This window comes from Pseudomonas sp. D5(2026), from assembly GCF_057766845.1.
Genome location: NZ_CM173421.1, coordinates 3,613,562 through 3,634,899 on the forward strand (window position 1 = coordinate 3,613,562; position 21,338 = coordinate 3,634,899).

Genomic DNA, 21,338 nt, shown 5'->3' on the forward strand with positions numbered 1-21,338 from the left:
CGTTCTGCAGGCGTAAAACTTTGAAAGCAGCTTCTGTAAGGATTCTTTGCGACCCTGGCTGGGCGGCCCACAAAGCCGCGGCAGCGCATGGGTGCATTGAATGCTGGATAAGCGTCCCGGACCCCCTTTAGGGACCACTGATGAGGGAAATAACTGTGCTTGAAGCCTACCGCAAACACATCGAAGAGCGCGCCGCCCTGGGTATCGTTCCCCAGCCGCTTAACGCCGAACAAACTGCAGGCCTGGTCGAGCTGCTGAAAAACCCGCCGGCCGGCGAAGAAGCCTTCCTCGTAGACCTGATCACCAACCGCGTACCGCCAGGGGTCGACGAAGCTGCCTACGTCAAGGCCGCTTTCCTCTCCGCCGTCGCCAAGGGCGAAGCCAAGTCGCCACTGATCGACCGCAAGCACGCCACCGAACTGCTGGGCACCATGCAGGGCGGCTACAACATCGAAACGCTGGTCGCACTGCTGGATGACGCCGAACTGGGCGCCGTCGCGGCCGAACAGCTCAAGCACACCCTGCTGATGTTCGATGCCTTCCACGACGTGGCCGAAAAAGCCAAGGCCGGCAACGCTCACGCCAAGGCCGTCCTGGAATCCTGGGCTGCCGGCGAGTGGTTCACCTCGCGTCCGGCCATCGCCGACAAGTACACCCTGACCGTGTTCAAGGTGCCTGGCGAAACCAACACCGACGACCTGTCGCCTGCCCCGGACGCCTGGTCGCGCCCTGACATTCCGCTGCACGCCCTGGCCATGCTGAAAATGGCCCGCGACGGCATCGAACCGCAGCAGCCTGGTTCGGTCGGCCCGCTGGCCCAGATCGAAGCCGTCAAGGCCAAGGGCTTCCCGGTTGCCTATGTTGGCGACGTGGTCGGTACTGGCTCCTCGCGTAAATCCGCTACCAACTCGGTACTGTGGTTCTTCGGCGACGACATCCCGTACGTGCCGAACAAGCGCGCCGGTGGCTTCTGCTTCGGCACCAAGATCGCCCCGATCTTCTACAACACCATGGAAGACGCCGGCGCCCTGCCGATCGAATTCGACTGCACCAACCTGGGCATGGGCGACGTCATCGACGTTTACCCATACAAAGGTGAAGTACGCCGTCACGACAGCGACGAACTGGTCACCACCTTCGCGCTGAAAACCGAAGTGCTGCTGGATGAAGTCCGCGCTGGCGGCCGTATCCCGCTGATCGTCGGCCGTGGCCTGACCGAAAAAGCCCGCGCCGAGCTGGGCCTGGGTGCTTCCGACCTGTTCAAGAAACCAGAGCAGCCTGCCGATTCCGGCAAGGGCTTCACCCTGGCGCAGAAAATGGTCGGCCGTGCCTGTGGCCTGCCAGAAGGCCAGGGCGTACGCCCAGGCGCCTACTGCGAGCCAAAAATGACCACCGTCGGCTCCCAGGACACCACTGGCCCGATGACGCGCGACGAGCTGAAAGACCTGGCATGCCTGGGCTTCTCTGCTGACTTGGTCATGCAGTCGTTCTGCCACACCGCGGCCTATCCGAAGCCGATCGACGTCACCACCCACCACACCCTGCCAGACTTCATCCGCACCCGTGGCGGCGTGTCGCTGCGCCCGGGCGACGGCATCATCCACAGCTGGCTGAACCGCATGCTGATGCCTGACACCGTAGGTACCGGTGGCGACTCGCACACCCGCTTCCCGATCGGCATCTCGTTCCCGGCCGGTTCCGGCCTGGTGGCCTTCGCTGCCGCCACCGGCGTCATGCCGCTGGACATGCCAGAATCGATCCTGGTGCGCTTCAAGGGCAAACTGCAGCCAGGCATCACCCTGCGTGACCTGGTTCATGCCATCCCTTACTACGCCATCCAGCAGGGCCTGCTGACCGTCGAGAAGAAAGGCAAGAAAAACGCCTTCTCCGGCCGCATCCTGGAAATCGAAGGCCTGGACGAACTGACCGTCGAGCAAGCCTTCGAGCTGTCCGACGCCTCGGCCGAGCGTTCCGCTGCCGGTTGCACCATCAAGCTGCCGGAAAAGGCTATCGCCGAGTACCTGCAGTCCAACATCACCCTGCTGCGCTGGATGATCGGCGAAGGCTACGGCGATGCCCGCACCCTGGAGCGCCGCGCCCAGGCCATGGAAGCCTGGCTGGCCAAGCCTGAGCTACTGTCGGCCGACGCCGATGCCGAATACGCCGAAATCATCGAAATCGACCTGGCCGACGTCAAAGAGCCTGTGCTCTGCGCGCCGAACGACCCGGACGATGCCCGCCTGCTGTCCTCGGTACAAGGCGAGAAGATCGACGAAGTGTTCATCGGTTCGTGCATGACCAACATCGGTCACTTCCGCGCGGCCGGCAAGCTGCTGGAGAAGGTCAAGGGTGGCATTCCGACCCGCCTGTGGCTGGCTCCGCCAACCAAGATGGACGCTCACCAGCTGACCGAAGAAGGCTACTACGGCATCTACGGCAAGGCCGGGGCTCGCATGGAAATGCCAGGCTGCTCGCTGTGCATGGGTAACCAGGCACGAGTGCAGACCGGTTCGACCGTGGTCTCCACCTCGACCCGTAACTTCCCGAACCGTCTGGGCGACGCTACCAACGTGTACCTGGCATCGGCCGAACTGGCCGCTGTCGCTTCGATCATCGGCAAACTGCCGACCGTCGAAGAGTACATGCAGTATGCGAAAGACATCGACAGCATGGCTGCCGACGTTTACCGCTACCTGAGCTTCGACCAGATCGCCGAGTTCCGCGAAGCGGCAGCCAACGCCAAGATCCCGGTGGTCCAGGCGTAAGCTGAGTTACAGGTTGTAAGCAAAGCCCCGGCAGCGATGCCGGGGCTTTGTTGTTAGGGCCTGCGCCGGCCATTTCGCGGCTAAAGCCGCTCCCACAGGGCTCCCACGGTGTTCCAGACCTGCGCACGCCCTTGTAGGAGCGGCTTTAGCCGCGAAGCGGCCGGCACAGGCCACCTCATATCACAAACAAATCCACGAACCTGTGCACCGCCATGCCTTCCAGTTTCTGCTGGTCCTTGCACAGTTCGAAAATCTGCTGACACCGCTGCCGCGCAAAGCGGGTCGCCAGGTTGGCCCTGAACTTGGCCTCCAGCAACGGTATACCCTCCGCGCGCCGCCGGCGATGCCCGATCGGGTATTCCACCACCACTTGTTCGGTGCTGCTGCCATCCTTGAAGAACACCTGAAGTGCGTTGGCGATCGAGCGCTTGTCCGGCTCCAGGTACTCACGACTGAAGCGCGGGTCTTCCACCACCTCCATCTTCTCGCGCAGGCGGTCGATACTGGGGTGATTGGCATGGAAGGCGTCCTCATAATGCTCGGCCACCAGATGGCCAAAGATCAGCGGCACGGCCACCATGTACTGCAGACAGTGGTCACGGTCGGCGGCATTGGCCAGCGGGCCGCTCTTGGAAATGATGCGGATCGCTGATTCCTGGGTGGTGATGACGATGCGGTCGACTTCATGCAGACGGTTACGCACAAGTGGGTGCAGGGTGACTGCTGCCTCACAGGCGGTCTGGGCATGGAACTCGGCAGGGAAACTGACCTTGAACAGCACGTTTTCCATCACATAGCTGCCCAACGCCTGGGGCAGACGCAACTCGTACTGCCCGGCGGGCTTGAGCGCCAGGTCTTTGTTGGTATGGCTGAACGAAACATCGTAGAACCCCCACTGCGAAGCCGTGAGCACGCCCGGCACGCCCATTTCCCCACGCAAGGCGATGTCAGCCAGACGCACACCTCGGCTGGAGGCGTCACCGGCGGCCCAGGACTTGCGCGAACCGGCGTTGGGCGCGTGGCGATAGGTACGAAGGGCCTGGCCGTCGACGAAGGCATGGGACAAGGCCGAGAGCATCTGCTCACGATTAGCCCCCATCAGCCTGGCGCACACGGCGGTCGAGGCGACCTTCACCAGAATCACATGATCGAGGCCGACGCGATTGAAGGCGTTTTCCAGCGCCAGCACGCCCTGGATTTCATGCGCCATGACCATGGCCTCAAGCACGTCACGCATCGGCAGCGGCTTTTCACCCGCAGCAAGACGTTTCTGTGACAGGTGGTCAGCCACTGCCAGGATACCGCCGAGGTTGTCCGAGGGATGAGCCCATTCGGCGGCCAGCCAGGTATCGTTGTAGTCCAGCCAGCGCACCGTGCAGCCAATGTCCCAGGCGGCCTTGACCGGATCGAGGCAATAAGAGGTGCCGGGGACGCGAGCACCATTCGGGACCAGCGTGCCTTCCACCTGAGGACCAAGGAGCTTGGTGCACTCAGGGAAGCGCAAGGCGAGAAGGCCACAACCGAGGGTGTCCATCAGGCAGTTGCGCGCGGTGTCCAGGGCCTCGCGGGATTCGACCCGGTAGCCGAGGGCGTAATCGGCCAGGGTTTGTAGCACCCGGTCGTAATCCGGGCGGTCGTTGAGGTCTACGTTGGCGCTCATATCCAGCTCCCTTCAAATTGCCGGGGCTGCTGTGCAGCCCTTCGCGGGCTTGCCCGCTCCCACAGGTTGACCACGGCATTCAGAACCTGTGGTTACCCTGTGGGAACGGGCAAGCCCGCGAAGGGCCGCTTGGCGGCCCCAACGAACTAAAGCCGAGCGCCAGTGGTGCGTTAGAAGCTGTCGCCAGGCACGCGAACCCAGCCCTCCATCAGCACGCGAGCACTGCGGCTCATGATTGCCTTGGTTACCGTCCACTCACCATTCACCTGGCGCGCCTCGGCCCCGACCCGCAGGGTGCCCGAAGGATGACCGAAACGCACAGCGCTGCGCTCGCCCCCGCCAGCGGCGAGGTTGACCAGCGTGCCCGGAATGGCCGCCGCGGTGCCAATTGCCACCGCAGCCGTACCCATCATGGCATGGTGCAGCTTGCCCATCGACAAGGCCCGCACCAGCAGGTCGATATCACCGGCCTGCACCGCCTTGCCACTGGACGCAGTGTAGGTGCTCGGCGGTGCAACGAACGCCACTTTCGGCGTGTGCTGACGCCCGGCAGCCTGGTCGACGTTGTCGATAAGCCCCATGCGCACGGCGCCATAGGCGCGGATGGTCTCGAAACGAAGCAGCGCCTGCGGGTCGCCGTTGATGGCGTCCTGTAGTTCGCTACCGGTGTAACCGATATCGGCAGCATTGACAAAAATGGTCGGGATACCGGCATTGATCAAGGTAGCCTTGAACGTGCCGACCCCCGGCACTTCCAGGTCATCGACCAGCTTGCCGGTGGGGAACATGGCACCGCCACCGCCGTCTTCATCGGCTGCAGGGTCGAGAAACTCCAGCTGCACCTCGGCCGCTGGGAAGGTGACCCCGTCCAGCTCGAAGTCACCGGTTTCCTGCACTTCACCTTCAGTGATCGGGACGTGGGCGATGATGGTCTTGCCGATATTCGCCTGCCAGATACGCACCGTGGCGATACCGTTGCGTGGAATACGCGCCGGGTCGACCAGGCCACTGCTGATGGCAAACGAACCGACCGCAGCGGACAGGTTGCCGCAGTTGCCACTCCAATCGACGAAGGCCTTGTCGATGCTGACCTGGCCGAACAGGTAGTCGACATCGTGTTCGGGCTTGATGCTTTGCGACAGGATCACGGTCTTGCTGGTGCTCGACGTGGCGCCGCCCATGCCGTCGATCTGCTTGCCGTAAGGGTCGGGGCTACCGATTACCCGCAACAGCAGAGCATCGCGGGCAGGACCTGGAATTTGCGCCTGCTCGGGCAGATCCTGCAGGCGGAAGAACACGCCTTTGCTGGTGCCGCCGCGGATGTAGGTGGCGGGGATTTTCACTTGCGGTACATGTGCCATGTTCAATTCCTGTCTTGCACAGCCTCTGTAGGCGCGGGTTTGACCGCGCCTACACAGGACCGCGCTGCTCTTGGTTAGGCGGTCGCTTCGAGGAAGTCCTGGGCAAAGCGCTGCAGCACCCCGCCCGCTTCGTAGATCGACACTTCCTCGGCGGTGTCCAGACGGCAGGTCACCGGCACCTCCAGGCGCTCGCCATTGGCGCGGGTAACCACCAGGGTCAGGGTCGCCCGTGGCGTGCGCGCACCCAGCACGTCATAGGTCTCGCTGCCATCCAGACCCAGGGTCTTGCGGTCGGTGCCCGGTTTGAACTCCAGCGGCAGCACGCCCATGCCTACCAGGTTGGTGCGGTGAATGCGCTCGAAGCCTTCGGCGACAATTGCCTCGACACCCGCCAGGCGCACGCCCTTGGCCGCCCAGTCGCGCGACGAACCCTGGCCATAGTCGGCACCCGCAACGATGATCAGCGGTTGCTTGCGCTGCATGTAAGTCTCGATCGCCTCCCACATGCGGGTAACCTTGCCTTCCGGCTCGATACGCGCCAGCGAGCCCTGCTTCACGCTGCCATCGTCGTTGCGCACCATTTCGTTGAACAGTTTGGGGTTGGCGAAGGTGGCGCGCTGGGCGGTCAGGTGGTCACCCCGGTGAGTGGCGTAGGAGTTGAAGTCCTCTTCCGGCAGGCCCATTTTCGCCAGGTATTCACCGGCGGCGCTGTCGAGCATGATGGCGTTGGACGGCGACAGGTGGTCGGTGGTGATGTTGTCTGGCAGCACCGCCAGCGGGCGCATGCCACGCAACGTGCGTTCGCCGGCCAGGGCGCCTTCCCAGTATGGCGGGCGACGAATGTAGGTGCTCATCGGGCGCCACTCGTACAGCGGCGCCACCTTCGGCCCACGGTCTTCCTCGATGGCGAACATCGGGATGTACACCTTGCGGAACTGCTCCGGCTTGACCGCTGCACGCACCACGGCATCGATCTCTTCATCACTGGGCCAGATATCCTTCAGGCGGATTTCCTTGCCATCGACCACGCCCAGCACATCCTTCTCGATGTCGAAGCGAATGGTGCCGGCAATGGCATAGGCGACCACCAGTGGTGGCGAGGCGAGGAAGGCCTGCTTGGCATACGGGTGGATACGCCCGTCGAAGTTGCGGTTACCAGACAGCACGGCGGTGGCATACAGGTCGCGGTCGATGATTTCTTGCTGAATCACCGGGTCCAGGGCACCGGACATGCCGTTGCAGGTGGTGCAGGCGAAGGCGACGATGCCGAAACCGAGTTGCTCCAGCTCTTTTTCCAGGCCGGCTTCTTCCAGATACAGTTGCACGGCCTTGGAGCCTGGCGCCAGCGACGACTTGACCCACGGCTTGCGGGCCAGGCCCAGCCTGTTGGCATTTCGTGCAATCAGGCCTGCAGCAATCACGTTGCGCGGGTTGCTGGTGTTGGTGCAGCTGGTGATGGCGGCGATGATCACCGCACCATCAGGCATTTGCCCCGGCACTTCTTCCCAGTTGCCGGCAATGCCCTTGGCGGCCAGGTCGCTGGTGGCGACACGGGCGTGCGGGTTGGACGGGCCGGCCATATTGCGCACCACGCTCGACAGGTCGAAGCTGAGGGTGCGCTCATAGACGGCAGCGCCCAGGCTGTCGGCCCACAGGCCGGTGGCTTTGGCGTAGGTTTCCACCAGTTTGACCTGCTGCTCTTCACGGCCGGTCAGGCGCAGGTAGTCGATGGTCTGCTGGTCGATGGCGAACATCGCCGCAGTGGCGCCGTATTCCGGGGCCATGTTGGAAATGGTGGCGCGGTCGCCCAAGGTCAGGGCACGTGCACCCTCACCATGGAACTCCAGGTAAGCACCGACCACTTTCTGCTTGCGCAGGAACTCGGTCAGGGCCAAGACCAGGTCAGTGGCGGTGATGTTCGGGGCCAGTTTGCCAGTCAGCTCGACGCCGACGATTTCCGGCAGACGCATCCATGAGGCGCGGCCGAGCATCACGTTTTCGGCTTCCAGGCCGCCTACGCCGATGGCGATCACACCCAGTGCATCGACATGCGGCGTGTGGCTGTCGGTGCCGACGCAGGTGTCCGGGTAGGCGACGCCGTGGTCACTGTGGACCACCGGTGACATCTTCTCCAGGTTGATCTGGTGCATGATGCCGTTGCCCGGCTGGATCACGTCGACGTTCTTGAACGCCTTCTTGGTCCAGTTGATGAAGTGGAAGCGGTCTTCGTTGCGGCGGTCTTCGATGGCGCGGTTCTTCTCGAAGGCCTGCGGGTCGTAACCACCGCACTCGACGGCCAGCGAGTGGTCGACGATCAGTTGCACCGGCACCACCGGGTTGACCTGGGCCGGGTCGCCGCCTTTGTCGGCAATGGCGTCACGCAGGCCGGCAAGGTCGACCAACGCAGTCTGACCAAGGATGTCATGGCACACCACGCGGGCCGGGAACCACGGGAAGTCGAGATCGCGCTTGCGCTCGATCAGCTGGCTCAGCGAGGCATCTAGCGTAGCGGGGTCGCAGCGGCGCACCAGGTTCTCGGCGAGCACGCGTGACGTGTATGGCAAGCCGTCGTAGGCGCCGGGCTTGATCGCCTCGACCGCCGCACGGGCATCGAAGTAGTCCAGGTCGGTGCCTGGCAGGTGCTTGCGGTATGCAGTGTTCATCATGGAATCAGGCTCGGTCACAGGAATCGGAAGGTTTCACCGTACCTGTGGGAGCAGGCGTGCACGCGAATGCGTCAGCAGGTGCAATAGGGTTGCCCGGTCGGGCGCATTCGCGGGCACGCCCGCCCCACAAGGGAAACGGGCTGCCTCTCTGTAGCTATTCAGCGCTGCTCGATCGGCACGAACTGGCGCTGCTCGACGCCGACATACTCGGCGCTCGGGCGGATGATGCGGTTGTTGGCGCGCTGCTCGAAGACGTGCGCCGCCCAGCCGGTCAGCCGCGAGCAGACGAAGATCGGGGTGAACAGCTTGGTCGGAATGCCCATGAAGTGGTACGCCGAGGCATGATAGAAGTCGGCGTTGGGGAACAGGCGCTTCTGCTCCCACATGGTCTTGTCGATGGCTTCGGAAACCGGGTACAGCACTTTGTCACCCACTTCATCAGCCAGCTGTTTCGACCAGCCCTTGATCACCTCGTTGCGCGGGTCGGACTCTTTGTAGATGGCATGGCCAAAGCCCATGATCTTGTCTTTGCGCTCGAGCATGCGCAGCAGCTCGGCGGTGGCTTCCTGCGGGCTCTGGAAGCGTTCGATCAGTTCCATCGCTGCCTCGTTGGCACCGCCGTGCAGCGGTCCACGCAGCGAGCCGATGGCTGCGGTAACGCAGGAGTACAAGTCAGACAGGGTCGAGGCACAGACACGGGCAGTGAAGGTCGAGGCGTTGAATTCGTGTTCAGCGTAGAGAATCAACGACACGTTCATGACCTTGACGTGTAGCTCGCTCGGCTTCTTGCCGTGCAGCAGGTGCAGGAAATGACCACCCAGGGTGTCTTCATCACTGGTGCAGTCGATGCGCACGCCATGGTGGGTAAAGCGGTACCAGTAGCACATCACGGCCGGGAACAGCGCCAGCAGGCGATCAGTCTTGTCGCGCTGGGCTTCGAAGGTCAGTTCTGGCTCAAGGGTGCCCATTACCGAGCAACCGGTACGCATGACGTCCATCGGGTGGGCATCGCGCGGGATGCGCTCAAGCACTTCCTTCAAGGCTTGCGGCAGGTCACGCAGGCCCTTGAGCTTGTGCTTGTAGTCGGCCAGCTCGGCCTGGGTTGGCAGCTCGCCGTACAGCAGCAGGTAGGCGACTTCTTCGAACTCGGCACCGGCGGCCAGGTCGCGCACATCATAACCACGGTAAGTCAGCCCGGCACCGGCCTGGCCCACGGTCGACAGTGCAGTCTGGCCGGCCACCTGGCCACGCAGGCCTGCGCCACTGAGTACTTTTGCTTCGGCCATGGTGTTTCTCCTTTCTTGAATTTGTTATGGATGCTTTCTGGCTAATTCGGGCGCTGGCGCTTAGCCCTTCTTCTGGGCAAACAGTGCATCGAGGCTCTGCTCGAAGGCGTGATAACCAATGGCATCGTAGAGCTCCATGCGGGTCTGCATGGTGTCGATCACATTCTTCTGCGTGCCGTCACGGCGCAGCGCGGTGTACACGTTCTCGGCCGCCTTGTTCATGGCACGGAACGCCGACAGCGGATACAGCACCAACGAGACGTCGACCGAGGCCAGCTCTTCGGTTGTGTATAGCGGCGTGGCACCGAACTCGGTGATGTTGGCCAGGATCGGTGCCTTCACCCGATCCGCGAAAGTCTTGTACATCTGCAGTTCGGTGATGGCTTCCGGGAAGATCATGTCGGCACCAGCCTCGACGCACGCCTCGGCACGGTCCAGGGCGGCGTTCAGGCCTTCGACGGCCAGCGCGTCGGTACGCGCCATGATCACGAAGCTGTCATCGCTGCGGGCATCGACGGCAGCTTTGATACGGTCGACCATTTCCTGCTGGCTGACAATTTCCTTGTTGGGACGGTGGCCACAACGTTTGGCGCCAACCTGGTCCTCGATATGGATGGCGGCAGCGCCGAACTTGCTCATCGAGCGCACGGTACGGGCAACGTTGAAGGCCGAAGCACCGAAGCCGGTGTCGACATCCACCAGCAGCGGCAGGTCGCACACGTCGGTGATACGACGCACGTCGGTGAGCACGTCGTCCAGGCCAGTGATGCCCAGGTCTGGCAAGCCCAGGGAGCCGGCGGCCACGCCACCACCAGACAGGTAGATGGCCTTGAAGCCGGCACGCTTGGCCAGCAGCGCATGGTTGGCGTTGATGGCGCCAACCACCTGCAGCGGATGTTCAGCGGCAACGGCGTCACGGAAACGCTGACCGGGGGTGCTCTTGACTGTCATTTCTCACCTCGTGTGCTGTTGTTGTGGGCGTCCAGGTAGTGACGCTCGATATTGCGCTTGGACGCGCCGATGTGGCGACGCATCAGGAGTTCGGCCAGTTCGCCGTCACGGTCGGCGATGGCATCAAGAATGCGATGGTGCTCGGCAAAGGCCTGGCGTGGCCGGTTGGGCGTGGCGGAGAACTGGATACGGTACATGCGCACCAGTTGGTACAGTTCGCCGCAGAGCATCTTGACCAGGGTCTGGTTGCCGCTACCCTGAATAATCCGGTAATGGAAGTCGTAGTCGCCTTCCTGCTGGTAGTAGCCCAGGCCGGCCTGGAACGCGGCATCGCGCTCATGGGTGTCGAGCACCCGGCGCAGTTCGTCGATGTCGGCCTGGCTCATGCGTTCGGCGGCCAGGCGGCAGGCCATGCCTTCGAGCGACTCGCGGATTTCGTACAGCTCGATCAGCTCGGCGTGGTTGAGCGATACCACCCGCGCGCCCACATGCGGCACACGCACCAGCAGGCGCTGGCCTTCAAGGCGGTGGATAGCCTCGCGAAGCGGCCCGCGGCTGATGCCATACGTGCGCGCCAGTTCCGGCTCGGAGATCTTGCTGCCGGGGGCGATCTCACCCTTGACAATGGCCGCCTGGATGCGCCGGAAGACGTTTTCGGAGAGGGTTTCCGTTTCGTCTGTCAGCACCGGGCCGGGGGTGGAAAGGTCCTGCATATTGTCGACACCTTTTAAAACTCTTCGTCAAAAACTAGCCAATCAAGACCAGTAAGTCAAAGACAAAATGAAAATTGTCGACAATCGTCTAATCGCGAACTAACACCACGTCAACGCTGTCAGATCGCGCACCGCTGGCGTCAAGACGTCGGCGTGATAGAATGCCGCGCCTCCGATGGGGTATGGATAGCCTGTCTGTCATGCATTCATGCTTGCTGACAGATAAACGAGGAAGCTTGCGCAGTAATTGCCAGTCACCTTGACCTGAACCTTGCCTAGAACCTTGCAATGCACCGCGCCAGGAATATGAGACTTACACCCGTTTTATTGCTGCTGTGCCTCACCCTGCTGCCGGCCCTTGGCCAGGCTGCGGGCAAGACCGTGTATGGTCTCAACGAATACGCGCATTTGGGCGACCTGGATCTGGAAGTGGCCGCCAAGCTCGACACCGGTGCCAAGACCGCGTCGCTCAGTGCCCGCGACATCAAGCGGTTCAAGCGCAATGGCGAAAGCTGGGTACGCTTCTACCTCGCCATCGATGCGGCCCATTCGCACCCGATCGAACGCCCGCTGGCACGCGTCAGCAAGATCAAGCGCCGAGCCGGCGACTATGATGCCGAATCGGGCAAGGCCTACACGGCCCGCCCGGTCATCGAACTCGAAATCTGCATGGGCCAGGCCAGGCGCACCATCGAAGTCAACCTCACCGACCGCAGCGCCTTCCAGTTCCCGCTGCTGATCGGTTCCGAGGCGCTCAAGCACTTCGACGCACTGGTTGACCCAAGCCTTAAATACGCGGCCGGCAAACCTGCCTGTGCCACCGACGCTCCCAAAGCAGAGTAATCCCGATGCGCTCTCTTACCCTCCATCTGAAAGTCCTGATCACCGTGCTGGTGCTGTTGGGCGTGGCGGTCACGGCTTATCAGATCTTCGTGCTCGGCATCCCGGTGACCGAGGATGAAACCGACGACCTGTGGAACATCGACGCCAAGGTCGAGTTCGTGGCCAACAGCAAGGACCCGGTCAAGGTGCAGATGTTCGTGCCACCGCTGAACCGCGACTATGTCAGCCTCAACGAGAGCTTCATCTCCAACAACTACGGGGTGAGCATCAACCGTGCCGACGGCAACCGCAAGGTTACCTGGTCAGCACGTCGTGCCAGCGGCAACCAGACCCTCTACTACCGCCTGGTACTCACCAAACGCTACAGCAGCGAGAAGACCAAGGTCAAAGGCCCGACTTTCCGCGACAGCCTGGCCGTCGAAGGCCCCGAAAAGATTGCCGCCGAAGCCCTGATGGCGCCGATACGTCAGCACTCGGCCGACGTCGAGACCTTCGTCAGCGAGACCATCAAGCGGGTCAACAACCTCAACGACGACAACGTCAAGCTGCTGCTGGCCGGCGACACTTCGGCGATGAAGAAGGCCCAGGTCATCGACCTGCTGCTGTCGATCGCCCACGTGCCGATGGAGAAAGTACACACCATCCGCCTGCTGGCCGACACGCCGCAAACCCCGGAGCTGTGGCTGCGCAGCTTCAACGGCGACGACTGGCTGTACTTCAACCCGGACACCGGTGAGCAAGGCCTGCCGAGCGACCGCCTGCTGTGGTGGACCGGTGACGACAACCTCATTACCGTCGATGGCGGCAAGAAGGCCAACGTCACCTTCAGCATGAACAACAGCGAGATGAACGCCATCCGCCTGGCCAAGCTGACCGACGAGAACACCGACGCCGACTTCCTCGAATACTCGTTGTACGGCCTGCCGCTGCAAACCCAGCAAACCTTCATGATCATGGTCATGATCCCGATCGGCGTGCTGGTGATTCTGGTGCTGCGCAACCTGATCGGCATCCAGACACTGGGCACATTCACCCCGGTGCTGATCGCCCTGGCGTTCCGCGAAACCCAGCTGGGCTTCGGTATTGTGCTGTTCACAGTGATCACTGCCCTGGGCCTGTCGCTGCGCTCGTATCTGGAACACCTCAAGCTGCAGATGCTGCCACGCCTGTCGGTGGTATTGACCTTTGTCGTGGTGCTGATTGCTGCCATCAGTCTGTTCAGCCACAAGCTGGGCCTTGAACGCGGGCTGTCGGTAGCGCTGTTCCCGATGGTGATCCTGACCATGACCATCGAACGCCTGTCGATCACCTGGGAAGAGCGTGGTGGCGGCCATGCCATGAAAGTGGCCATCGGCACCCTGTTCGCAGCATCCCTGGCACACCTGCTGATGATGGTGCCGGAACTGGTGTACTTCGTGTTCACCTTCCCGGCGGTGCTGCTGATCCTGGTGGGCTTCATGCTGGCGATGGGCCGCTATCGCGGCTACCGCCTGACCGAGCTCGTGCGCTTCAAAGCCTTCCTGAATAAGGCTGACTCCTGATGTTTGGTCTGATCAAGACGTGGAAAGCCCTGGAGGCCCGGGGCATCATGGGGATCAACCGACGTAACGCGGACTACGTGCTGAAGTACAACAAGCGCAGCCTGTACCCGATCGTCGACGACAAGATCATCACCAAGGAGCGCGCACTGGCAGCCGGCATCCATGTGCCGGAAATGTACGGCATCATCGAGACTGAAAAAGAGATCGAGAAGCTCGACCAGATCATTGGCGGGCGCAGCGATTTCGTCATCAAGCCGGCGCAAGGCGCCGGCGGTGATGGCATTCTGGTAATCGCCGACCGCTTCGAGGACCGCTACCGCACGGTGTCGGGCAAGATCATCAGCCACGAGGAAATCGAGCACCAGATTTCCAGCATCCTCACCGGGCTTTACTCCCTCGGCGGGCACCGCGACCGCGCGCTGATCGAGTACCGCGTGACCCCGGACCAGATATTCAAGAGCATCAGTTACGAAGGCGTGCCGGACATCCGCATCATCGTGCTGATGGGCTACCCGGTGATGGCCATGCTGCGCCTGCCGACTCGCCAGTCCGGCGGCAAGGCCAACCTGCACCAGGGCGCCATCGGCGTGGGTGTCGACCTGGCCACCGGCGTGACCCTGCGCGGCACCTGGCTGAACAACATCATCAGCAAGCACCCGGACACCACCAACGCGGTCGACAGCGTACAACTGCCGAACTGGGACGGTTTCATGAAGCTGGCCGCTGGCTGCTATGAACTGTGTGGCCTGGGCTATATCGGCGTGGATATGGTGCTTGACCAGGACAAGGGCCCGCTGATTCTGGAGCTCAACGCCCGCCCGGGGCTGAACATCCAGATCGCCAACGATTGCGGCCTGACTCAGCGCACCCATGCCATCGAGGCGCACATCGAAGCACTGGCCAAGGACGGTGTGACCGAAGACGCCGAACAGCGGGTGCGGGTAGCACAGGGTCTATTCGGGCATGTGCCTAACCGCTGAAATACAGGGCTGCTTTGCAGCCCATCGCAGCACAAGGTAGCGCCTGCAAGCACTGCACCGGGTTCAAGCGCTTCGCTCGACCTGCAGGCGCTACCTTGTGCTGCGTACGGGCCAAACACAATGTTGAATGTCGTACCCAGCGCTAGGCGCTTTTCCTGCACAGGTCTACAATCGCCCTCCTCGCTTTTACATCGCCGTCCATACTGATGCCGACCTGCACGCTACACCCCCTGCCCTACCAGCCCGACCCTGCCGCCTATTTCGCCCACCTGCGCCAGGCACCCGGTGCGATCCTGCTCGACAGCGCCCGCCCCGGCGCCGAGCGCGGTCGTTTCGACCTGATAAGCGCTTGGCCGCTGCAACACCTGAAGGCGCAGCCCGATGAAGATGGCCGCGCCTTCCTCCAGCGCCTGCGCGCTGGCCTGGCACAACTGGGCCACGCCAACTTGCCCAACGGTGTAGAACTGCCCTTCGCCGGCGGCCTGATCGGCTACCTGAGCTACGACTTCGGCCGCCGCCTGGAACACCTGCCAAGCCTGGCCGTGGACGACCTCGGCCTGCCTGACGCACAACTGGGGCTGTATGCCTGGGCACTGGTCAGTGATCATCTGCTTGGCACCAGCCAGCTGGTGTTCCATCCGAGCCTGGCAGGTGACGAACGCGAACGCCTGATCAGCCTGTTCCAGAATACCAGCGCCACCACCGGCGACTTTCGGCTGCTCGCACCGATGGTCGGCGACCTGGAGCCCGAGCAGTACAAAACAGCGTTCGACCAGGTACAACGCTACATTCAGGCCGGTGACTGCTACCAGATCAACCTCACCCAACGCTTTCGCGCGCCCTGCCAAGGCGATCCATGGCGGGCTTACCAGGCCCTGCGCCAAGCCTGCCCGACACCCTTCTCCGGCTACCAGCAACTGGCCGACGGCAGTACCCTGCTGAGCTTTTCGCCCGAGCGCTTCATCCGCGTCAGCCAAGGCCAGGTGGAAACCCGGCCGATCAAAGGCACCCGCCCACGCGCCAGCGACCCGGCTGAAGACGAGCGTAATGCCCAAGAGCTGCTGCACAGCCCGAAGGACCGTTCGGAAAACCTGATGATCGTCGACCTGCTGCGCAACGACCTGGGGCGCACGTGTGAGATCGGCTCAGTGAAGGTGCCGGAACTGTTCAGCCTGGAGAGTTACCCCAACGTGCACCATCTGGTCAGCAGCATCACCGGTCAGCTGGCCAGCGACAAGGATGCGCTGGACCTGATCGGTGACAGCTTCCCGGGCGGCTCGATCACCGGCGCACCGAAAATTCGCGCCATGCAGATCATCGACGAACTGGAACCATCGCGCCGCGCACTGTACTGCGGCTCGCTGCTGTATGTGGATGTACGCGGCGAGATGGACAGTTCGATCGCCATTCGCAGCTTGCTGATCAAAGATGGCCAGGTCAGTTGCTGGGGCGGCGGCGCGGTGGTAGCCGACTCGCAATGGCAGGCCGAGTATGAAGAGTCGATAGCCAAAGTGCGGGTGCTGATGCAGACCCTGCAGGGCTTGTGAGCCCTTCCAGACCGCATTTTTTTGTTACCATCCCCCTACTACGAGCGCACAGCGCCACAGCCAAGATGGAAACCGCCTGATGAGCCAACCCTTCGACGTCGCCGCCCTCGCCGCGACCTATGCCAACAAGTCCCCGCAGGACATTCTCAAGCTTGCCTTCGAGCACTTCGGTGATGACTTGTGGATTTCCTTCAGCGGCGCCGAGGATGTGGTGCTGGTCGACATGGCCTGGAAGCTGAACAAGCAGGTAAAGGTATTCAGCCTCGACACTGGGCGCCTGCACCCGGAGACCTACCGGTTCATCGACCAGGTACGCGAACAGTACAACCTGCCGATCGAGATCCTAAGCCCAGACCGCGCCAAGCTCGACCCTTTCGTCAAGGAAAAGGGCCTGTTCAGCTTCTACAAGGACGGCCATGGTGAGTGCTGCGGCATTCGCAAGATCGAGCCACTGCGACGCAAGCTGGCCACCGTCAGCGCCTGGGCCACCGGCCAGCGCCGCGACCAAAGCCCGGGCACCCGCAGCCAGGTGGCGGCACTGGAGATCGACAGCGCCTTCTCCACGCCTGAGCGCACGCTGTACAAGTTCAACCCGCTGGCACAGATGAGCAGTGAAGAGGTATGGGGTTATATCCGCATGCTCGAGCTACCGTACAACAGCCTGCACGAGCGCGGTTTCATCAGCATTGGCTGCGAGCCGTGCACCCGCCCGGTGCTGCCGAACCAGCATGAGCGTGAAGGCCGCTGGTGGTGGGAGGAGTCGACGCAGAAGGAATGCGGGTTGCATGCGGGCAACCTGATCAGCAAGGCTTGAGCTAGTCCTGGCGGTCTGTAGGAGCGGGTTTACCCGCGAAGAAGACACCGCGGTGGATGGCAGGGGCTTCGCCCGTATTCGCGGGCAAGCCCGCTCCCACAGAGATCGCGCCAGCTTTTAGAAATTGAGCTAGACAGTTACTCCCAAAGCGGCCCCATCATTCCCGAATCAGTGCACCGGCAGCTCGACGCCTTCGAACAATTCTTCCAGCTCTTGCTTGTTATGGCACTGAATGGCCTTGGCCATCACTTCACGGGTCAGGTGCGGGGCAAACTTCTCGATGAAGTCGCACATGAAGCCACGCAGGAAGGTACCGCGACGGAAGCCGATCTTGGTGATACTGGCTTCGAACAGCTCACTGGCATCCAGCGCCACCAAATCACTGTCGAGCTTGGCATCCACAGCCATGCCGGCAACGATACCCACGCCCAGCCCCAGGCGTACATAAGTCTTGATCACGTCGGCGTCAGCCGCGGTGAAGACTACCTTTGGCGTGAGGCCGCGGTGATTGAAAGCCTCATCCAGCTTCGAGCGCCCGGTGAAGCCGAACACGTAGGTGACAATCGGGTATTCGGCGACTGCTTCCAGGGTCAATTTCGGCAGCTTGGCCAGCGGGTGGCCTTGTGGCACCACGACGCAACGGTTCCACTTGTAGCACGGCATCATGATCAGGTCGCCAAACAGCTCCAGCGCCTCGGTAGCGATGGCGAAGTCGACCGTACCGTCCGCAGCCATCTCGGCAATCTGCATGGGCGAACCCTGGTGCATGTGCAGGGACACTTCCGGATACTGCTTGATGAAGCTGCTGATAACCGGCGGCAACGCATAGCGCGCCTGGGTGTGGGTGGTGGCGATGGACAGTGTGCCCTTCTTCTCGTTGGAGAATTCCTGGGCAATCTGCTTGATGCTCTCGACCTTGCGCAGGATTTCGCCTGCGGTATTGATGATGCGCTCACCGGCCGGGGTAACGCGGGTCAAATGCTTGCCGCTGCGGGCAAAGACTTCAACACCCAACTCGTCTTCGAGCAGGCGGATCTGCTTGCTGATCCCTGGCTGGGAGGTATACAGGCTCTGCGCCGTCGCGGAGACGTTGAGGTCATGGTGCGCCACTTCCCAGATGTAGCGCAGTTGTTGAAGCTTCATAGGTTTCCCTCGGTTCAGCGATGAGTCCGCAGCAGCAGGCAGCGACGATATATAACTATATTAGTGGTTTCTGAAATAAATCTAGAACTATTTTGTTACATGCCCACGGAAACGGCCTACACCTATCTTCATGCCTTCCTACGCCCTAGATGCTGCGCCAAGGGCACCATGTACACGGGCACCGGCGACAGCTGCAGCAGCCGCACCGCCGTGCGCCCCAGCGGTACATCCACCCCGGCACCCGCACTGTGGCTACCGAATATCAACAGGTCGACACTTAGCCGCTGGGCCTGGTCGAGAATCACCTGTGCCGGGTCACCCTGCCGCACCCGCACGGCCTTGATCACCGCCAGGTCAGCCTCTTCGCCCAACTCGTCACGAAAGTTTTCCAGCACACGCTGCTCTATGTTCGCCATCACGGTATTCACCCCCTGGCTGTGCAACTGGTCGAGCGTCTGCTCATCGAGGTAACTTTGCAGGAGGGATTCGGCGAACTGGCCCATCGGCTCTACCGCGTGTATTACATACAACTCGGCACTGAACGTGCGCGCCAGGGCCAGCGCGTGTTGCATCACGAAAGGGGCGTAGACACCGAGGTCGGTGGCGTACAGCATGGAGCGGATCATTCGACCTCCTCGACTGCCGCAGCGGCAGAGCAAGCTTCAGCTTAGCAGCGTGCCGGACGCTCGCTTTGCCGTCCGGCGCGCTGCTGCCGTGGGCTGCAGGGCCCCGCCGAAGCCTCCACCACCTTCAGGCAGGCCGGTTGCTGCGGTCTATGAAACTCAGCGCCTGGCACAGCATCTCAACGCGCGGCAGGCTGCAGCCTGCCGCCCGTGCGCGTGCCAGCGGCTCGGCATAGATGGCCCCCAGCTCCAACGGGCGTTTGTGGGTGTGGTCGTGATACATGCTCGGCCAGTAGTCGGGCATGCGCTCAGTCACCTGGAACAAGTGCTCGGCATAGCCCTCGGGCAGCACATGGCCACAAGCTGCCGCGCCCTGCACCACCTCGGCCATCAAGGCCTGTATCAACGCGCGGGTATTGCTGTCGGCCATCAGTGGTGTGGTGCTGGCCCCCAGCAGCACCGACAGCCCGTTGTAAGGCACGTTCCACACCAGCTTCTGCCAGCGCGCCAAGGCCAGGTTCGGCATGGCCTGCGAGTCGATCCCCGCCGCCCGGAACAACCCAGCGCCCTCATTCACCAGCGCGACCCCGCAATCGCTGGCCGGCCCGCTGTGATACCCCAGATTGACCGCACCCAAAGCCTGGTGACGGATGACACCTGGTGCCTCGCGGTTGACGCAGATGAAGCACAGGCCGCCGAGCAGGTGCATGTCGCTACGCAAGGCTGGACGCAACTGCTCCTCTACCCCCAGGCCGTTCTGCAACAGCACCACCTTGGCACCGGGCGCAGCGGCCTGGACGATCAACGGTGCCAACTGCTCATTGCTGGTGGCCTTGGCCCCGATCAGGAGCCAGTCACAGGGCGGCATGTCGGCGGCACTGGCATAAGCCTGCACCCTCATCTGCAGTGCGCCATGCACGGCACTGTCCAGGCTCAGCCCTTGCTCACAAACGGCCTGATACTCGCTGCGCAGCAGAAAATGCACATCGAAACCGGCCCGGGCCAGCATCAACCCATAAAAGCCACCGATGGCGCCACTGCCGATGATGCCGATGCGAGGGGTGTGCGAATGCATGCCAATCTCCAGGTATATAGTCAGCTCTCTTTTTACACAGGTTACGTAGCGCTGGGCAGTCCATTCGCGGGCAACACCCTTGCTCAGGTAAAAACCCCACAATGACTGGGCTAAGCCCATTGTCGTGCCATCTGTAACGCGCTAAGGTTCGGCTCCCCGCTGCGATTATTCTTGCTGCTGGGCCGCACGGGGATAGTTGGCGGCCGGCACCGTGACCTGACGAGTAACACGATGGCTGATTTACCGATCGATGACTTGAACGTTGCCTCCAACGAGACCCTGATCACCCCTGATCAGCTCAAGAAGGAAATCCCCCTCAGCGCCAAGGCCCTGCAGACCGTGACTGCCGGCCGTGAAGTGGTGCGCAATATTCTCGACGGCAAGGACCATCGCCTGTTTGTCGTGATCGGCCCTTGCTCCATCCACGACATCAAGGCTGCCCACGAATACGCCGAGCGCCTGAAAGTGCTGGCCGAAGAAGTGTCCGATACGCTGTACCTGGTCATGCGCGTGTATTTCGAAAAGCCGCGCACCACCGTCGGCTGGAAAGGTCTGATCAACGACCCGTACCTGGATGACTCGTTCAAGATCCAGGACGGCCTGCACATCGGCCGCAAGCTGCTGCTGGACCTGGCCGAAATGGGCCTGCCGACCGCCACCGAAGCGCTCGACCCGATTTCCCCGCAGTACCTGCAAGACCTGATCAGCTGGTCGGCCATCGGCGCCCGCACCACCGAATCGCAAACACACCGCGAGATGGCATCGGGCCTGTCCTCGGCGGTGGGTTTCAAAAACGGCACCGACGGCGGCTTGACCGTTGCCATCAATGCCCTGCAGTCGGTGTCCAAGCCGCACCGCTTCCTGGGCATCAACCAGGAAGGCGGCGTGTCGATCGTCACCACCAAGGGCAACCCATACGGCCACGTGGTACTGCGCGGCGGCAATGGCAAGCCGAACTACGACTCGGTCAGCGTCGCCCTGTGCGAACAGGACTTGGCCAAGGCCAAGATCAAGGCCAACATCATGGTCGACTGCAGCCATGCCAACTCCAACAAGGACCCGGCCTTGCAACCGCTGGTGATGGAGAACGTCGCCAACCAGATCCTCGAAGGCAACCAGTCGATCATCGGCCTGATGGTCGAAAGCCACCTGAACTGGGGTTGCCAGTCGATTCCGAAAAACCTCGACGAGTTGCAGTACGGGGTGTCGATCACGGACGCCTGCATCGACTGGGCGGCTACCGAGAAAACCCTGCGCAGCATGCATGCCAAGCTCAAGGATGTGCTGCCGCAGCGTAAGCGCAGCTAACTATTGCGCGAACAAAAACGCCGGGCATTGCCCGGCGTTTTTTGTTGTGTCTGGCGCCCAGT

Annotated in this window: 16 protein-coding genes; 7 read left to right on the top strand and 9 right to left on the bottom strand. The window is 62.2% G+C overall.

The annotated features are described in order from the left end of the window. Window positions 1-155: 155 nt before the first annotated feature. The gene (gene acnB / locus AC3B5Q_RS16725; protein WP_021782875.1) at window positions 156-2,765 is read left to right on the top strand and encodes a bifunctional aconitate hydratase 2/2-methylisocitrate dehydratase; all 2,610 of its coding nucleotides are present in this window, start codon (window positions 156-158) and stop codon (window positions 2,763-2,765) included. 175 nt (window positions 2,766-2,940) lie between these two features. Here the strand turns inward: acnB and prpD are convergent, their stop codons facing one another. The 6 genes from prpD to AC3B5Q_RS16755 all read right to left on the bottom strand — a co-directional run bounded on the left by prpD (window position 2,941) and on the right by AC3B5Q_RS16755 (window position 11,402). Continuing rightward, window positions 2,941-4,425, bottom strand: a complete 1,485-nt coding sequence (gene prpD, locus AC3B5Q_RS16730) for a 2-methylcitrate dehydratase (protein WP_021782876.1) — start codon at window positions 4,423-4,425, stop codon at window positions 2,941-2,943. A 170-nt stretch (window positions 4,426-4,595) separates the two neighbouring features. Next, window positions 4,596-5,786, bottom strand: coding sequence for a 2-methylaconitate cis-trans isomerase PrpF (prpF, locus tag AC3B5Q_RS16735; protein WP_021782877.1), 1,191 nt, complete (start codon window positions 5,784-5,786; stop codon window positions 4,596-4,598). A gap of 74 nt (window positions 5,787-5,860) precedes the next feature. Beyond that, on the bottom strand, window positions 5,861-8,449 hold the full coding sequence (gene acnD / locus AC3B5Q_RS16740; protein WP_103444071.1) for a Fe/S-dependent 2-methylisocitrate dehydratase AcnD: 2,589 nt from the start codon (window positions 8,447-8,449) through the stop codon (window positions 5,861-5,863). Window positions 8,450-8,610: 161 nt separating this feature from the next. After that, window positions 8,611-9,738 (bottom strand): bifunctional 2-methylcitrate synthase/citrate synthase, encoded by a 1,128-nt coding sequence (gene prpC, locus AC3B5Q_RS16745; protein ID WP_021782879.1) that lies wholly within the window; start codon window positions 9,736-9,738, stop codon window positions 8,611-8,613. 60 nt (window positions 9,739-9,798) lie between these two features. After that, window positions 9,799-10,689: a methylisocitrate lyase gene (gene prpB / locus AC3B5Q_RS16750; protein WP_012053054.1), complete on the bottom strand. Its 891-nt coding sequence runs from the start codon at window positions 10,687-10,689 to the stop codon at window positions 9,799-9,801. Next, window positions 10,686-11,402, bottom strand: a complete 717-nt coding sequence (locus AC3B5Q_RS16755; RefSeq protein ID WP_021782880.1) for a GntR family transcriptional regulator — start codon at window positions 11,400-11,402, stop codon at window positions 10,686-10,688. Before AC3B5Q_RS16755 ends, prpB begins: the two co-directional genes overlap by 4 nt. A gap of 306 nt (window positions 11,403-11,708) precedes the next feature. Here AC3B5Q_RS16755 and rloA point away from each other — a divergent pair, with 306 nt between their 5' ends. From rloA to AC3B5Q_RS16780, 5 genes are all read left to right on the top strand, one after another. Then, a complete protein-coding gene (gene rloA / locus AC3B5Q_RS16760) occupies window positions 11,709-12,245 on the top strand; it encodes a retropepsin-like aspartic peptidase RloA (protein WP_021782881.1) in 537 nt (178 codons plus the stop codon). 5 nt (window positions 12,246-12,250) lie between these two features. Next, on the top strand, window positions 12,251-13,786 hold the full coding sequence (gene rloB / locus AC3B5Q_RS16765) for an osmotic stress tolerance membrane protein RloB (protein ID WP_021782882.1): 1,536 nt from the start codon (window positions 12,251-12,253) through the stop codon (window positions 13,784-13,786). Then, window positions 13,786-14,766: an alpha-L-glutamate ligase-like protein gene (locus AC3B5Q_RS16770; RefSeq protein ID WP_021782883.1), complete on the top strand. Its 981-nt coding sequence runs from the start codon at window positions 13,786-13,788 to the stop codon at window positions 14,764-14,766. The genes rloB and AC3B5Q_RS16770 overlap by 1 nt, the downstream gene beginning before the upstream one ends. A gap of 206 nt (window positions 14,767-14,972) precedes the next feature. Further along, on the top strand, window positions 14,973-16,313 hold the full coding sequence (pabB, locus tag AC3B5Q_RS16775) for an aminodeoxychorismate synthase component I (protein ID WP_021782884.1): 1,341 nt from the start codon (window positions 14,973-14,975) through the stop codon (window positions 16,311-16,313). Window positions 16,314-16,392: 79 nt separating this feature from the next. Next, window positions 16,393-17,127, top strand: coding sequence for a phosphoadenylyl-sulfate reductase (locus tag AC3B5Q_RS16780; RefSeq protein ID WP_003250299.1), 735 nt, complete (start codon window positions 16,393-16,395; stop codon window positions 17,125-17,127). A 168-nt stretch (window positions 17,128-17,295) separates the two neighbouring features. On the opposite strand, the gene cysB is transcribed toward AC3B5Q_RS16780, so the two are convergent. The 3 genes from cysB to AC3B5Q_RS16795 form a co-directional block, all read right to left on the bottom strand. Then, the gene (gene cysB / locus AC3B5Q_RS16785) at window positions 17,296-18,270 is read right to left on the bottom strand and encodes an HTH-type transcriptional regulator CysB (RefSeq protein WP_010953293.1); all 975 of its coding nucleotides are present in this window, start codon (window positions 18,268-18,270) and stop codon (window positions 17,296-17,298) included. A gap of 128 nt (window positions 18,271-18,398) precedes the next feature. Beyond that, on the bottom strand, window positions 18,399-18,896 hold the full coding sequence (locus AC3B5Q_RS16790; RefSeq protein ID WP_021782885.1) for a universal stress protein: 498 nt from the start codon (window positions 18,894-18,896) through the stop codon (window positions 18,399-18,401). Window positions 18,897-19,020: 124 nt separating this feature from the next. Further along, window positions 19,021-19,968 (bottom strand): putative 2-dehydropantoate 2-reductase, encoded by a 948-nt coding sequence (locus AC3B5Q_RS16795; RefSeq protein ID WP_367250938.1) that lies wholly within the window; start codon window positions 19,966-19,968, stop codon window positions 19,021-19,023. 231 nt (window positions 19,969-20,199) lie between these two features. Between AC3B5Q_RS16795 and AC3B5Q_RS16800 the strand changes: the two genes are divergently transcribed. Continuing rightward, window positions 20,200-21,276 carry a 3-deoxy-7-phosphoheptulonate synthase gene (locus AC3B5Q_RS16800; protein ID WP_021782887.1) on the top strand — a complete coding sequence of 359 codons (1,077 nt, stop codon included), beginning with the start codon at window positions 20,200-20,202 and terminating at the stop codon, window positions 21,274-21,276. The last annotated feature ends 62 nt before the right edge of the window (window positions 21,277-21,338 follow it).